Source organism: Marinoscillum sp., from assembly GCF_965229915.1.
GTDB lineage: Bacteria > Bacteroidota > Bacteroidia > Cytophagales > Cyclobacteriaceae > Marinoscillum.
Genome location: NZ_CBDDJZ010000001.1, coordinates 2,738,140 through 2,753,962, shown reverse-complemented (window position 1 = coordinate 2,753,962; position 15,823 = coordinate 2,738,140). Strand labels below are relative to the sequence as shown.

Sequence of the window (15,823 nt, the reverse complement as noted above, 5' to 3'; positions counted from 1 at the left end):
ACCTTCAAAGCACAAGACTAGTATGAGTGAACCTAAAAGATGCGGTTGGGCGGAAAATACTTTTGACCAATACATTAAATACCACGATGAGGAATGGGGTGTTCCTGTTCACGATGATCGGATTCATTTTGAATTTCTGATTTTGGAAAGCGCTCAGGCTGGTCTTAGCTGGAGTACGATTTTGAAAAAAAGAGATGGATATCGGCAGGCCTTTGCTGAGTTTGATGTGCACAAAGTGGCTGCCTATGACCAACAGAAAATCGATGAACTAGTGCTCAACCCGGGGATCATCAGAAACAGGATGAAGATTGAAGCAGCCGTAAACAATGCCAAACGCTTCATTGAAGTGCAAAAAGAGTTCGGTTCGTTCGATTCATATATCTGGCAGTTTGTCGGTAATGAAGTGATCGTAGGACATAGAAAAAGTATGAAGGATGTTCCTGCAACCACCCGGGAGTCTGATGCACTAGCAAAGGATTTGAAAAAGCGAGGCTTCAAGTTTTTAGGATCTACTACCATATACGCTCACATGCAGGCAGTGGGGCTGGTCAATGACCATACAGTAGATTGCTTTAGGTATAGGGAAGTGAAATAAGTGTTCATTATTTCATACACACCCACAGAATCATATTAATAAGCAGTGATCATGATGCTTACTCGCCAACCAGCGAAGCAAATATTTCTTCGCTCAAGTCGGTTGATTCTTGTGACTTTCGGATTGTGTAAGCTGTATTCTCAGCATTTTCTTCCTTGACCAAAACCAGCCCAGCATATGCCAGGTACATGTCGTAATTCAGAGCATTTGGAGTGTATACGTATTGGAATAGTTCACTGAGGGCAGTTCCTGCTACCTCTTCACATAAGCTATTGAATTCTACATCAGTAAACCCTCGGTTGAGCTGATGGTAATAGCGTTGGTAGGCGAGGCGCATCACATCGTCCAAAGACCGCTGATTTTTAGAGGCATGTCTGATGGCCAAATCAAGCAATAACCCGACGATGGGGCCTTTCACGTAATAAGAAATAGATTTTTCTGGATCGATGCCCTCACTTCCAAAGGGTCCGTTGCTCCACGTATAAAAACTTGATTCTGCTAACGATTGGTGAGATTTGCCCGGGCTGTTCTCAAATGAAGTGATGTCTCTGCTGAAATTGGCTAAAAACAAGGAGTCGTTTGAAATGCCTGCTCTGCGGGTTATGATGTATTCATAGTAGACAGAAAGTCCTTCGCTTACCCACAGCAAGTTGGTTCGGTTGCCATTTTCGTAATCAAACGGTCCGAGCTCATAAGGTCGTATCCTCTTCACATTGTAATGATGGAAATATTCATGAGCAAGAAAGTTCAGAACCCGGTTGTAATCTTCAATCGACTTTAGCTGATTGCCATCGAAACTCACCGTGGTGTTGTTTAAATGCTCAATCCCACCTCTGCCGGGTCCGATGGCAATAAAAGTATATTGTTCGTATGGAATGTCTCCGATAATATCAGATGCGCTCTTCACAATAGCTTGTAGGCGATCCATAAATAGCTCACGATCAAAAGAGCCTAATTGATAACCAATAAACCGGTGAATTTTACCACCAACGTCAAAAGGACTAAGCTCTTCCAGATCACCAACTAAGATGGGGCAGTCATACAGAATGTCATAGTTTTCAGCAATGTAGACATGAGTATTGTCGTTTACCAGGTCCAGCCCTGTAGCGATCGTACTGTTGGCGGTTGGGATGACTATTTTTACTTGTGGAGCCAGATTCATTTTATCCGAAACATACATAAAGGTGTTTTCAGGAATGATATATGCTCTGCCTTCTTCCACATAGCTGTTTGCAACGAATTTTCTGTGTGTTTGTATTGCATACTCTACCACCAGATCACTCCTGCTTATTCCAGTCAACTGCCAGGTATTCACCGAGGGATGTTTGACCGTCACCTCTAGGTCTCCCTTTACCCTGAAACCGTGAACATCTTTTCCATACTCCATGATCCGGTAATACCCAGGATGCCACTGAGGCATTTTCAAGGTCAATTGGTCACCAGTTATCCCACTTATTTTCATTGACACCTGATATTGATGGGTTTTTGGGTCAGAAACAGAAAGAGTATAACTAATTGCCGTTTGTCCCCATGCGGAAAAGGCCAGAACAACTTGTATTAAGGTAAAAAGAGCGGGTATTTTCATGGTGTTATTTGTTAATATCCTACAATTGATCCACAACCGTTTTCTTCGGTATGACCAATCGCCACATGCCCCGTAGATCTCCAAGTTTATAACCGGTAGCACTATCCGACGGATAGAGCCCGGTGATAAGTTGATGGTTTTTCTCCGTAAGATCCTCGCCTATTTTACCATGACAGTTGAGGCAAACTCCCGAGCTGATCAGAATGGGTTTAGTAAAGATCAATTCGGTTGGGTTTAACTCCTGAATCTGAGAAGCCGCATTGGCAGGCGCGTATGCATAAGCTTCCCAGATTTCTTTTTCAATTCCAGTTAAACTATCTGCTGGGTTTCTTGGCTTGTCAGTCACTCTTTTGATGGAGATGTTCAGGCTGTCTTCTAGCTTCCGGACAATATCCATGGCATTTGTGTTGCAATAGGTGATTGCTCCCGACACACCTTCACTTTGTATAGCCTTCATCAACTCCTTTTGGAACGTTTGTTGAGTGGCCTCCAGAGCTTCCTTAGCCACTTCCTCCCCTTTAGCCATGATCTCCGCGTCGGTCACTCGCTTTAGTTCGCGGCTTTCCATTTCCTTTTTCACGGCTTCCCGATCCACTGGTTTGTCAGGACGACAACTCACTCCTAAACCCGACAAAATGGACAAAAACGTTAGAAAAAGTATGTTTTTGGGTGTGCTCATAAAAGTCGAATCGCTTTGTATAATTTTGCACACTAAAGTTAAAGGAGATGATTGATAAACTGGAGGCAATCAAAAAAAGGTTTGAGGAGGTAAGTCAGCTTATAGTCCAGCCGGACATTATCGCTGATATGGATAACTATGCCAAGCTGAATAAGGAGTACCGCGATCTGGAAAAGATTGTGGATAAATACAAAGAGTATCAGTTAGTAACGGGCAATATCAAAAATGCCAAAGAGGTTCTCGAGAAGGAGAAGGACGAGGAATTTCGGGAAATGGCCAAAATGGAGCTGGATGAATTGGAGCCTCAGGAGGAGGAACTTGAAGATGAGCTTAAATTCATGCTTATCCCAAAGGATCCCAATGATAGCAAAAATGTCATCCTTGAGATTAGAGCAGGAACGGGTGGAGATGAAGCTGCCATTTTTGCAGGGGATTTATTCAAAATGTATGAGTCATACGCATCATCTCAGGGATGGAAGTTTTCAGTCATGAACCTCAACGAAGGATCAGCTGGAGGGTTTAAAGAAATAGTGGCTAGTGTGGAAGGGGAAGATGTGTACGCCAAACTTAAGTTTGAATCTGGAGTGCATCGTGTCCAGCGAGTACCACAGACCGAATCTCAAGGAAGAGTACACACCTCAGCAGCAACAGTGGCTGTGCTGCCGGAAGCCGAAGAAGTAGACGTGGAGCTGAACATGGGAGATATTCGCAAAGATACTTTCCGGGCATCTGGTGCTGGTGGCCAGCACATTAACAAGACAGAATCAGCCGTACGTCTTACCCACGCTCCCAGTGGATTGGTGGTAGAGTGCCAGGATGGCCGGTCACAACACGCCAACTATGACAAGGCGCTGAAAGTCCTCCGATCACGCCTTTATGAAATAGAACTGAAAAAACACAATGAAGCCATTAGCTCTCAGCGAAAGACCATGGTGGGTTCTGGAGACCGCTCGGATAAAATTCGGACATATAACTATCCTCAGGGTCGTGTGACGGATCATCGAATCAATCACACAGTCTATAACCTGCCGGCGATAGTGGCTGGTGATCTGGAGGAGTTTATCGAAAAGCTTCGTATCGCTGAAAATACAGAATTGTTGAAAGCACAAGGGACAGAATAAAGCCCTTTGCCGATCGTTGACCAATCATGAAGAGAGCTTATTATTTTGTTATAGCTATTTGGGTGGTACTTCTTGTTGCTTGTGAGCCGGAGGAGGAACAGGTAAGTGGTGATCAAAACCTACAGCTTACCTTTAGTAGTGATACGGTTCTCTTTGACACGCTGTTGACCGCTAAAAAAAGTCTGACCAGAAGGTTTCGTATCTACAACCCTAATTCCAAAGCGGTAAGTGTATCAGATATACGATTAGGAAAAGGTGCTGATTCAGACTATTCAGTTATTATTAATGGGAAAACAGGGACCAGCGTTCAGGATGAAGTGATTTTTGGCCGGGATAGCCTATTGGTTTTAGTAGACGTCACCATCGATCCACAAGATCAAAACCTGCCGTATTTGGTGAAGGACTCTGTGATAGTGGAGTGGAATGGAAACTCTGATCATGTGAAGCTGGTAGCCTGGGGACAGGACGCCAATTATATCAACTCGGAGCTGATCTGTGATGAGGTTTGGACCAAAGATCGTCCATATGTGATTTACGATTTGGCATTGGTAGACTCACTCTGTACACTGACCATTGAGGCGGGAACCAAAATATACCTGGATACAGATGCTTCCTTGTTTGTACAAGGTTCCTTAAAAGTATTGGGCGACTCTGGAAATCATGTGACTTTTAGAAATACCCGCTTTGATGAAGACTACCTGGCGGCACCAGGTCAGTGGGGAGGTATATTTTTCCTGGAAGGCAGCAAGAAAAATGAGATACGCTATGCTGATATAGAAAATGGCCAGATCGGCCTGCGGATTGGAACTCCGGATTCGGATAATGATTTTGATGTAGAAATCTCTCACTCCACTATTCGCAACATGTCTTACGCAGGCATCTTGGCGTTTACTTCAGACGTGTATGCCTACAACGTACAGATCTACAACGTGAACCAGTACCTCGTAGGAAATTTTGCTGGCGGCACCTACAAATACGAGCACTGTACCTTTGCCAACAATGCCAGTGACTTTCTAACCGATGATCCTTTGCTGCAGTTTTCGGATAACATCATTTTGGAAAATGGAAACCTAATCACCTCCAATTTGTACCTTGAAATGACGAACAGCATTGCCTGGGGCAAGGGGGAAGAGCAGTTGCTTTTTAGCAATGAAGGTGGTGCAGATTTTGAAGTCTACCTGACTAACAACATCATTAAGCTCTCCGAGGAGATTGATGGTAACTTCACCTCTCAGCAGAGTAATTTTCCGGGTTTTGTTGACCCAATAGCCAACGACTTCCAGCTTGATTCTTTAGCTTTTGCCAGAGATAAGGGCATTCATATCGGAATCTCTGATGATATCAATGGAATGCCAAGGGATGACAAGCCGGACATTGGAGCATTTGAACGAATCGATCCGCAATGACTTTTTTTCAAAAAGAGATATCACTTCCATCTTACAAACGTGGCTTTCACCTGATCACACGGGAAGTATTAGATGCAATTCCTGAACTGAAAGAACTGAAGGTTGGTGTTTTGCAGGTATTTATCAAACACACATCTGCTTCTCTTACCATCAATGAAAACGCTGACCCTACAGTGAGGAGTGATTTTGAGTCTCACTTCAACAAGATGGTACCAGAAAACGCTCCCTATTATCAGCACACCTACGAGGGGCCAGATGACATGCCCGCGCATATCAAGGCATCACTTTTAGGCCCGTCAGTACAACTACCCATTACCAATGGGCGACCGAACCTAGGAACATGGCAGGGAATTTATCTCTGTGAACATCGAGATTATGGGGGTTCCAGGAAGTTGGTACTTACAGCCTGGGGATCTACTACTGAGGACTAAACCAAATAGGTTGACAGGCAGTTGACCTCACATGAAAATATCCATTGTTTGGTTTCGAAACGACCTGAGACTCCGTGATAATGTGACATTATCGGAAGCCATTGAGCATTCCGATCAGGTCATTCCTGTTTATATTTTTGATGAGTCCAGGTGGCGGTCACTAGACCTTGGGTTTAGAAAGACGGGTCCTTTCCAAACAAAGTTCATCCTCGAAGCGGTGTCCGATCTAAAAAGGCAGCTTCAGGAAATGGGATCCGATTTGATCATCAAGACAGGAAACCCACCTGATGAAGTTATAAAGTTGGCTGATCAACATGGAGTGGATTCAATATATGCCACTCAAGAAGTCACCTGGGAAGAAACCCTTCAGGAGGAACGTCTAAAAATGGAGCTGGAAGGTGATGGGAAACAGCTTCACTTAATCTGGCAATCTACCCTATTTCATCTAGATGATCTGGTGATGCCTGTCGGGAAACTACCAGATGTTTTTACGGCTTTCCGAAAAAAGCATGAAAAATATTCGGGCATACGATCTGAAGTGGGCAGACCGGAAGCAATCAATTCACCAAAACTGGAGTCGACAGAGGTTCCATCATTTGAGCACTTCGATTTTACTGCAGAAGAAGCCCAACAAGATGAGCGTACGGCCATACAACTGACGGGAGGAGAAAGTGCCGCCTGGGACCGGCTCAATCGTTATTTCTGGGAAACCGATCAACTAAAAAATTACAAATGGACACGAAATGGCTTATTGGGTGAAGATTATTCCTCCAAATTCAGTCCGTGGCTGGCTCATGGATGCATTTCCCCGAGAAGTATCTATCATGAAGTCCAGCGATATGAGCGGGAGCGTAAAAAGAACATTTCCACATATTGGCTGGTGTTTGAGTTGATCTGGAGAGACTATTTTCGGTTTGTATGCTTGAAGTATGGGAAACAAGTGTTTTTCAAAACTGGAATCAAAGAAGTTAACCTTGGTCTCAAAGATGATCTAGAATCTTTTGAGCAATGGCGATTCGGTAAAACTGGCCAACCATTTGTAGATGCAAACATGCAGGAACTGCTAAAAACAGGCTTTATGTCGAATAGAGGCCGTCAAAATGTGGCGAGTTATCTAGTCAAGGATCTAGGTGTCAACTGGAAGTGGGGTGCCGCATGGTTTGAGTCGCAGCTAGCCGACTATGATGTCTGCAGCAACTGGGGTAACTGGATCTATGTGGCTGGAGTGGGAAACGACCCAAGAGAAAACCGGTATTTTAATGTGCCCAATCAGGCAGAAAAGTACGATCCAAAAGGCGAATATGTCCGCCATTGGCTGGAGCCAAACCTATTTTCCAGTATAGATTAGGCGCATTTTACAATTCAGTACATTTTCTCAACAGTTGAATACATTGATTTTTTTAGGAAGGACTTGAGTTGACATCTTTGGATTATCAAAAACCTAAAGATCTAATGAACTCAAAGTACAAGAACCTTTTAATTGCCCTACTCACAGCACTTTCGCTGGCGGCAATTGCTTTCACTGCCGAGGCGAAGCTGGCTTTCAACATTACCAATAGCAATGGGAAGAATACCTATAAGGTCAAAAACCTGGATGGCTCCTTCGATGTAGAGTACGATGGTGAGATCGACCTATCAGATGACGACACGGACATTGTGGGGATATCAAGAGGTGGCTATTTCGAGCTGTCCAAGTCATCATTTGGCTCTTCGCGCAAAATCAAAATTGAATCAGATAGAGATGGACTGACCAAAAGGTATTTTGTGGGATGGTCCGAGCAGGACTGGGAACCAGAAGGACGAAAGTGGCTGGCAGAAGTGCTGCCAAGCCTGGTGCGGAGTACTACCATAGCCGCTGAGTCTCGTGTAGACAGGATTTATGGAAAGGGAGGATCAGCTGCTTTGGTGAAGGAACTGGGTATGCTGGAAGGTGATTATGTCAAACACACGTATTTCAAACTGGCATTCCAGAAAGACCTTACAGACGCCGACCAGTCTAAAATGCTTGCTATTGCAGGTGAGACGGTTGGATCTGATCACTACCTCTCCCAGATTCTAATGAGCTATTTGGAAAGGTATGGACTGACTGCTCAAACAGTGGACAACTATGTATCAGCTGCTGATGCCATTCAGTCCGATCATTACAAAACGAATGTACTGATGGCCGTGGCTAAGAGTGATGAAATCAAAGGAGCACAACTTACCAAACTAATCAAGGGATCTGATGGTATAGCGTCTGACCATTACAAGTCCAATGCACTGATAGAAATCATGGAAAGAAAAAAGCTGGATGATGATCAAATGGCTGCACTACTTAGTGAGTCAAAGGATATCCAATCTGACCATTACCTTTCCAATGTCTTGATCACTGTCATAAAGACTCAAGAGCTATCCGCTGGCCGAATCTCTCAATTCACCCAGGTATCAAATTATATACAATCGGATCATTATAAGAGCAATGTGTATTCCGAGCTCCTTGGGAGCAGAACGCTCAATGCTAATGCTTTGAAGATGGTGTTGGGCTCCTTCAGCGATATCCAGTCCGACACTTACATGTCCCGCATATTGATAGACTTGTTACAGGATGCGCAGGATGAGTCAACCTTGACTGTGCTGTTTGACCTGGCTGGTAACTCAATGGATTCTGACCATTATCTTAGTGAAGTGCTGAAGACCGCAGTTAGGAGGCAGGATCTCTCCGGCCGATCAATGGAGGCATTCGTTACTGCTTTAGGGAGAATAGGTTCTGATCACTATGCGACGACCGTGCTGGAAGAGGCCGCCAAAAAGAGCCTGACCGAGTCTAACATGGTAAAATTATTAGGTGCAGCAAGTCACATTGGATCAGATCATTACTTGTCTAATGGGCTTATGGCTTTGTCTCGTCAGGTTAACTCCATGAGCGACGAAGTAAAGGAAGCATATAGAAGTGCAGCTAGACAGATTTCGTCGGACACTTACTATGGTAAAGCCATGAAAGCCATTGACTATTGATTTTAGAGTTCGTCGTGGTATCTTGTCTAGAGAGAGCGACTGACTTTGAATACCACTTCATCACATATCAGCCAAACTTTGAAAAAACATCTGGCTATTTTTATCATTGGCGGAGTGATCGGTGTTCTACTGTTCACTTTTCTGTTTTACAATGAGCCCGATCTGTGGTATACTTACCGGCACGTCATCTTTTTATCGGCTGCTGTGGGTGTACTTGTTGCCTATCTGGTCATCTGGCTATCAAAATGGCTTGCTCAAGTTACGCATTGGCACAAGCGCCCGGGCCTAAACCTACTTTGTTCTATAGTTGGAAATACTGCAGTGGTCTTTGGTACTTCAGCGTTGTATTTATTTACATTCCATGAAGGATACTTAGAGCTATCCGTTTCGGATGGAGTCTATACGAAGCTGGCGATTCTGTCTTTTGTAGCGGTTCTTCTTTTTGCAGTGGTCTATTTGGTAATCACTAGCTATCAATATCTGCAACAAAGCATGCTGGATGCTGTACAACTAGAGTCTCGTCAGGTGGATTTGCAGCTTGCTGCATTAAAGTCCCAGCTTACACCACATTTTCTGTTTAACAGCCTCAACACCATTTCGTCTCTACTTCACAAAGGGCCTCAAGTAACAGAGACTTACATCCGCAACCTGGCCAAGGTCTATCAGTACACTTTGCCAACCTATGATAAGAAACTAGTCCCTTTTCTGGAAGAATGGGCTTTTGTGCAGGCAAATGTAGAATTGGTAAAAGAGCGTTTTGGTGGTTCTATCAGTGTGAAGCTGGACAATGTGTCTGAGCTCACGGAGGTTCAGATGCCACCTCTTACGCTACAGTTGCTGATCGAAAATGCTTTGAAGCATAACCAAATTGGCAAGAAGCAACCACTCGAAATTGTTGTTTCGAGAAATGGAGGATGGTGGCAAGTCACGAACAATATCACTGCACCACCAAAACAAGTGACATCCTTCAAGGTCGGTTTGCGAAATATCAAAGAGCGCTACCAATTGTTGGGTGGAAAACCCGTGGAGGTGAAGTCGGCAGAGGAGTTTACTGTAAAGCTTCCCGTGTTATGAACAGGCTCTTCATTCATAAGCCGCTCTTTCGGATCATAAGCCCTCTTTTTAGTGGGACCATTGTGTACCTTTTGATTCTTCTGATCAACAATAATGTGACAGCACTGGATGAGTTGTTTCTGGGGCAAGAGCTTTATTTCTGCATGGGTCTGTCCTACCTGATACACGAGTTTTCCAGACTTATTATCATGACACTGTCCAGAATTCATTGGCTGGCTCCAACATTTATTGGCTTGTCGTTACCCTTCCTGATATGTACTGTGATGGTGCTGGTGGTGGTCACGGGCAGCCTATTTCTTTATTTCGAACAGGTACTCGGGTTCAGCCCAGCTCAGTCAGAACTGATCATCTTCAATGCCATTTTTATGATGATTAGCTGGATTTATCTTTCGTTGTTTGTCATGTATGATATCCTTAAGAAGTCCCACGACCTCAAACTCCAACAGGAGCAGGAATTGAAACAGCATTTGGTGGAGGAATTTAGTCAATTCAAAGACGGGATAAATCCTGCGTTGCTTTTTGAAAGCCTGGAACAGCTGATTGTCCTCTCCCGCACGGACATCAACAGAGCAGAAGAACTACTAGACCTTCTGGCGGTTGTTTACCGATATGTCCTCTCCCGCAAAAAGGAATTGGTGAGCATTGCCCTAGAGGTAGAAGCCCTGAATGGTCTTGTCAGGTTGCTGAATGAGTTGCCGGCCAGGACCATAGAAGCCACCTCATCGGTCCATTCTGATTTTTTGGTGGTACCAGGAGTGTTACTCAAAATCTTAGAAACGACACTCAAGCAGGCGATAGTCAGCCCTGAGAACCCATTGGTTCTGGAGCTCAATGAGGAGGACGAACTGCTAAGAGTCTCGGCTGGATTTATCAAACAACTGGACATGGCCGATAATACAGCTAACCTGATGGACCAACTTCACAAGTCTTATCGACTTTATTCAGAAGAGGAAGTAAAACTGAACAAACAAACAGATAAATACGTCTATTCCATACCCAAACTAACCTTGGCACCATGAAAGTTCTGATCATTGAGGATGAACAACCAGCGATAGATAAACTGGTGCGCTATTTGGAGAAGTACGATGCGGAAATCGAGGTAGTGGAGAAGTTGCGCAGTGTGCAGTCCGCCATAGACTGGTTTCGGCAGGCCGATCAGTTGCCGGATTTACTATTTGTAGACATACAACTGTCTGATGGGATCAGTTTTGAAATCTTCAGCCAGGTGAATGTTCAGCTGCCCATTATCTTCACTACTGCTTTTGATGAGTTTGCTCTGGATGCTTTCAGGCATCATAGTATTGATTACCTGTTAAAGCCGATCACTTTTACGGATCTGTCCAGATCCTTGCGCAAGTTTGTAGACATGAAGCAATGGACCAATTCACCCAACGTATCTGGGGCAATCAAAGAACTGGCCAGACCAACCTACAAAGACCGATTTATGGTCAGGCATGGTCAACACATCCAAACGGTTCCTACCGGAGAGGTGGATCTGTTTTTTGCCGATGGACGCACGGTTTATCTATTGACGTCCGATAATCGTAAATACATCATTGACTACCGACTGGAGGATTTGGAGCAGTTGTTGGATCCAAAAGATTTTTTTCGAGTTAATCGCACCTATTTAGTCAATATTGACGCGGTGAGGGATGTCACGGTCTTCACCAATAGCCGACTGAAGATACAAACTTGTGCAAATCTGGAAAAGGAAATAATTGTAAGTCGGGAAAAAGTAGCATACTTCAAAAACTGGTTGGAAGGCAATAGCTGATTATTTCTTCTTCAGCTTTTTCAGTGGCAGTTTCTTGATCATGCCACCACGGATGTCTTTCACCTTGGACATGACGATAAACGCACTTGGATCAATCTGGTGAATTTCTGATTCCAATCGAGCCAGCTCCAGGCGAGTGATCACAGTGTAAATGATGTTAGTATGTGCTTCTTCCTGTTGCATCACACTAAATCCTTTGCTGCCATGGTAGATGGTAGCTCCACGTCTGAGTGTATTGAGGATCATTTCTCTCACCTCTACATGTTTGTCAGAAATGACCGTAACACCAATGTACTCATCAAACCCTTCCAGCACAAAGTCTACAGTACGAGATGCCGCAAAATAAGTGATGATCGAGTATAGCGCTGTTTCGATAGACAGCAAGTAAGCCGCTACGGAGAAGATAATGATGTTGAAAATGAGAATAAGTTCTCCTACGGAAAAGCCTGTTTTTTTACCCAGGTAGATGGCCAGCACCTCCGTACCATCAATAATTGCTCCACCACGGATAGAAAACCCAATACCCAAACCAAGAAAGAATCCACCGAAAACTGCTACCAGCAAGGAGTCATCTGTTATAACCGGGAAATGAAAATTGTAAATGACAATGGCCAGCAAAGAAATAGTAAGGAAACTCTTGATGGCGAAGAACTTACCAATCTGAAACCACCCGAGTATGAGAAATGGGATGTTGATCAGGAAGATATAGATGGAAGGACGACCTGAAGTAATCATGGCCATCAACAGTGAAATACCGGTTACGCCTCCATCAAGCACATCATTAGGAAGCAGAAAGCTCTCCAACCCCACTGCGGCACAAAACACACCCAGAAGCATTAAGAAACTTTCTCTGGCGATTTGTCTAAAAGAAGGAATATTGAATGATGTGTCCATTGGAGATTTTCTTAAGCGATAAAGATATCATCCAAAAGACGAATAATGACAAAAATAAGAGCGAAGCAGTTATGAATTATTTGGTCAGTCGACTCATGAGTGCATGGTGGAGCTTCTCCTGCTGAATAGGCTTGGTGATAAACCCATCAAAATATTTGTTGTAATCCAGGTTGTTTTCCCCATTTACATCAGCTGTCAATGCAAAAATAGGAACAAACTTGTTGGGGTTATCAGTCTCGCGTATGGTCTTAGCCGCTGTGAAACCGTCCATTATTGGCATGTGCAGGTCCATGAGAATGACATCATAGGTTTTTTCAGAACACGCGTTTACGGCTACTTCACCATTAGCGGCTGTTTCGATTTTCAAGCCCCAGTTTTGTAACAGCTTGGTGGCTACCATAGCATTTACAGCATTGTCTTCCACCAAAAGTACGTTCTTGTTTTCAGTGATTCGGAATTTCTGATTTTCAGGCTTGTTGCTTTTAGACATACTTTTCAGCCTAAGTGAAAAGTAGAATTTGGAACCTATACCAGGCTGGCTTTCTACGCCAATGTCACTACCATGCAGGCTCAGTAGCCTTTTGACTATAGCCAGTCCAAGCCCAGTACCACCTTCGTTGCGTGTGAGCACTGATTTGATTTGGCTAAAGCTTTCGAAAATGTTTTCAAGATCTTCAGCCGAAATCCCCTGCCCGGTGTCTATTACCTCAAAGTATAACTCATCAAAGAGACCCTCACTTCTGTAGCGCTGTACATTCAGGGTGACTTCTCCCTGAGTAGTGTACTTAATGGCATTGGAGATCAGGTTTCCAATGATCTGGCCAAGTTTGATTTCATCCAGTTTATAGACCTTGCCTACCTCCTCTTCAATGTTCAGGTTTAGTGCAAGTCCTTTTTCTTCTGCCAGGGTAGTGTACATCTCCAGTGTTTTTTTCAGTACATCCCTGATTTCTAGTGATTGGAGTTCAAGCTGCATTTTGTTGGCTTCCAGCTTACTGAAGTCCAAAATGTCGTTGACAATAGAAAGTAAGTTGTGTGCTGAATGCTTAAGCAGTTTGTGAAAAGTAAGGCGGTCCTTATGGTTGGGGTTTTCATCCAGCAGCGAAGTGATGGTCACCACTGCGTTGAGAGGAGTTCGCAATTCATGGCTCATTGTGGCCAAAAACTCTTGCTTGACCTGTGAAGCCTTTTCAAGCTCCGTATTGGTTTGAATGAGCCGTTGTTCGTTTTTGATAATGGTCTGGTAGAAGGCAAAGAACAGCACAAAGGCAAAAAAGATCACCATGCTAAAAATGGTGACTTTTACAGCGATGGCTAGTGTTTCTGAGAATACCATCGGCTTGATGAACTGTACATCGCCAAACTCATGGAAAAACATACAGGCACAATTGTAAACAAAAAAAATAGTGGCCAGTACCTTCTCAGTAGGCTTTAAAAAGACAAATGGAAGTGCAAATACCACGATAAAGAAATAACTAATCCCAAACTCCTTGCCCAGCAATGAACTATAGTAGAAGATCAGAATAGGGGAAAAGAAAACATACAACCACCTGGCAAAATCGTATTTGCCCAGATAGTTGAGTGTGATGGGCATGAGGCAGACAAACACCACGGATAACGTGATGTAGCTAGCCATATATTCCTCGATTTGCTGGAATACCACAGAATACACCAAACACACTAGGACAATCACAATTCCGAAAATATTGATTGCAAGAATTCTGGCTCGTTCCTTCTCGGTGAAGTGAGCAGGTAGCTCTCCAGTAAGGATATGTTTTATTTTAGTTAAAATTGTATTATTCGTTGTTAATCAATGTAAATTACTCGTAGATTGTAAAAGGTGCATCACCCTTTCGACAAATAAACCTTCTACATCGTCCGACAGACTCCGAAGGTGTGTCAATCTTTCATTTCTCATGCAATCAACCGTTAAATGACCGGGTTTCAATAACCATATTTTGATGAGAATCGTTAATTTGATTCTCAAAACTCACTAGTGGCACGAAACAAACGCACCAACAATCTTTCCGAACGGTTCCGTGAGCTCGGTCTGGGAACCAAACGGCTTTCTACCGATCGCTTTATTAGTAAAGATGGTCAGTTCAATGTAATCAATCGCGGTGCGGGACTCAGCGGGTTTTCATTGTATCACTGGCTGATCAATATGTCCTGGTCGCGGTTTTTTGTTTTCGTCACACTCTCGTACTTCCTGGTCAACACCTTATTTGGTACCATCTATTACCTCATCGGGATCGAATACCTTACCGAATATAATGACAATTCACTCAATGAGTTTACTCATTGTTTTTTCTTTTCTACTCAGACCCTTACTACGGTGGGTTACGGTCGCATTAGTCCGGTCGGACCTTTAACTAGTTTTGTGGCTGCTGTAGAGGCCATGATAGGTCTTTTAGGCTTTGCATTTGCCACTGGTATCCTGTATGGGAGGTTTTCTAAAGCTCGGTCTAAGATCGCATTTAGTGAGAAAATACTGATTAGTCCGTATCGAGGTGCAAAAGGCCTCAAGTTTAGAATTGCCAACATGCGGGAGAGTCAACTCATCGACATGGAAGCACGCGTGATGTACTCGTTTTTACAAAAGGATGGTGAAGACGTGAAGCGGCGCTACATGTCGCTGGACCTGGAGATCAATTTCATCAATATGTTTCCGCTGCCCTGGACCATTGTACACCCGATAGATGAAAACAGTCCAATATTTGGCAAAGGGATGCTAGATCTGAGCGATGAGCGAGCGGAGTTCCTGATCATTCTGAAGGGGTATGATGACACGTTCAACACCTATGTACATCAAATTCACGAATACAATATGGATGAGCTAGTTTTTGATGCTGATTTTGATCCCATGTTTGATCCGGCGGCTCAGGGCGAAACGGTGGTACACCTCAATAAGATCAGTGATTTTCACAAGGTCTAACCTTCCTTGTCTTCATCCTCTTCCTCATCTTTACCACCGGTAAACTTTTCTTTCTTGGCTTCCAGGCTTTCCTGGACTCCTTCCAGATTGAGGCGGTATTTCAGACGCTTCCAGATACCTTCACCTATTTTGCCTACCAGATCACCGAAGGACTCCACTTTTTCTTCTTCGACCGGAGCGGCCATTTGCTGTTCCTTGTTTACTTCCGCCTTTTTATACGCACTGGCAAAAGAGGAATCCACCACGATCTTCTGCGCAGAAGCTGAGTAGCCAATCGCTATCAAACAGAAGCATACCAGGCAAAAAGTTTTCATTTAGTGGTGCAACCCCTTATT

15 protein-coding genes are annotated in these 15,823 nt (G+C 43.9%); 10 read left to right on the top strand and 5 right to left on the bottom strand.

What is annotated here, in order from left to right; all coding sequences use genetic code 11:
• Positions 1-22: 22 nt before the first annotated feature.
• Complete coding sequence (locus ACO067_RS11765; RefSeq protein WP_421874307.1) at positions 23-595, top strand: DNA-3-methyladenine glycosylase I; 573 nt, start codon at positions 23-25, stop codon at positions 593-595.
• Positions 596-653: 58 nt separating this feature from the next.
• On the opposite strand, the gene ACO067_RS11760 is transcribed toward ACO067_RS11765, so the two are convergent.
• Positions 654-2,180: a M61 family metallopeptidase gene (locus tag ACO067_RS11760; protein WP_421874305.1), complete on the bottom strand. Its 1,527-nt coding sequence runs from the start codon at positions 2,178-2,180 to the stop codon at positions 654-656.
• 19 nt (positions 2,181-2,199) lie between these two features.
• Positions 2,200-2,859, bottom strand: a complete 660-nt coding sequence (locus ACO067_RS11755; RefSeq protein WP_421874303.1) for a Tll0287-like domain-containing protein — start codon at positions 2,857-2,859, stop codon at positions 2,200-2,202.
• A gap of 47 nt (positions 2,860-2,906) precedes the next feature.
• Here ACO067_RS11755 and prfA point away from each other — a divergent pair, with 47 nt between their 5' ends.
• The 8 genes from prfA (at position 2,907) to ACO067_RS11715 (ending at position 11,659) form a co-directional block, all read left to right on the top strand.
• Positions 2,907-3,980: a peptide chain release factor 1 gene (prfA, locus tag ACO067_RS11750; RefSeq protein ID WP_421874301.1), complete on the top strand. Its 1,074-nt coding sequence runs from the start codon at positions 2,907-2,909 to the stop codon at positions 3,978-3,980.
• 26 nt (positions 3,981-4,006) lie between these two features.
• Complete coding sequence (locus tag ACO067_RS11745) at positions 4,007-5,386, top strand: right-handed parallel beta-helix repeat-containing protein (protein ID WP_421874299.1); 1,380 nt, start codon at positions 4,007-4,009, stop codon at positions 5,384-5,386.
• On the top strand, positions 5,383-5,817 hold the full coding sequence (locus ACO067_RS11740; protein ID WP_421874297.1) for a secondary thiamine-phosphate synthase enzyme YjbQ: 435 nt from the start codon (positions 5,383-5,385) through the stop codon (positions 5,815-5,817). Before ACO067_RS11745 ends, ACO067_RS11740 begins: the two co-directional genes overlap by 4 nt.
• Positions 5,818-5,848: 31 nt before the next feature.
• Entirely contained in the window at positions 5,849-7,165 is a 1,317-nt protein-coding gene (locus tag ACO067_RS11735) for a DASH family cryptochrome (protein WP_421874294.1), read from the top strand.
• A gap of 104 nt (positions 7,166-7,269) precedes the next feature.
• Complete coding sequence (locus ACO067_RS11730; protein ID WP_421874292.1) at positions 7,270-8,811, top strand: hypothetical protein; 1,542 nt, start codon at positions 7,270-7,272, stop codon at positions 8,809-8,811.
• 78 nt (positions 8,812-8,889) lie between these two features.
• Entirely contained in the window at positions 8,890-9,885 is a 996-nt protein-coding gene (locus ACO067_RS11725) for a sensor histidine kinase (RefSeq protein WP_421874290.1), read from the top strand.
• Positions 9,882-10,904: a histidine kinase gene (locus ACO067_RS11720; RefSeq protein ID WP_421874287.1), complete on the top strand. Its 1,023-nt coding sequence runs from the start codon at positions 9,882-9,884 to the stop codon at positions 10,902-10,904. Before ACO067_RS11725 ends, ACO067_RS11720 begins: the two co-directional genes overlap by 4 nt.
• Positions 10,901-11,659 carry a LytR/AlgR family response regulator transcription factor gene (locus tag ACO067_RS11715; protein WP_421874285.1) on the top strand — a complete coding sequence of 253 codons (759 nt, stop codon included), beginning with the start codon at positions 10,901-10,903 and terminating at the stop codon, positions 11,657-11,659. The genes ACO067_RS11720 and ACO067_RS11715 overlap by 4 nt, the downstream gene beginning before the upstream one ends.
• Here ACO067_RS11715 and ACO067_RS11710 read toward each other — a convergent pair whose 3' ends face one another.
• Both ACO067_RS11710 and ACO067_RS11705 read right to left on the bottom strand, forming a co-directional pair.
• Positions 11,660-12,553: a YitT family protein gene (locus tag ACO067_RS11710; protein WP_421874282.1), complete on the bottom strand. Its 894-nt coding sequence runs from the start codon at positions 12,551-12,553 to the stop codon at positions 11,660-11,662.
• Positions 12,554-12,629: 76 nt separating this feature from the next.
• Positions 12,630-14,189 (bottom strand): ATP-binding protein, encoded by a 1,560-nt coding sequence (locus tag ACO067_RS11705; RefSeq protein WP_421874280.1) that lies wholly within the window; start codon positions 14,187-14,189, stop codon positions 12,630-12,632.
• Positions 14,190-14,549: 360 nt separating this feature from the next.
• Between ACO067_RS11705 and ACO067_RS11700 the strand changes: the two genes are divergently transcribed.
• Complete coding sequence (locus ACO067_RS11700; RefSeq protein WP_421874278.1) at positions 14,550-15,488, top strand: ion channel; 939 nt, start codon at positions 14,550-14,552, stop codon at positions 15,486-15,488.
• On the opposite strand, the gene ACO067_RS11695 is transcribed toward ACO067_RS11700, so the two are convergent.
• Positions 15,485-15,802 (bottom strand): hypothetical protein, encoded by a 318-nt coding sequence (locus ACO067_RS11695; RefSeq protein ID WP_421874276.1) that lies wholly within the window; start codon positions 15,800-15,802, stop codon positions 15,485-15,487. The two genes, ACO067_RS11700 and ACO067_RS11695, sit on opposite strands and share 4 nt — an antisense overlap.
• Positions 15,803-15,823 lie beyond the last annotated feature (21 nt).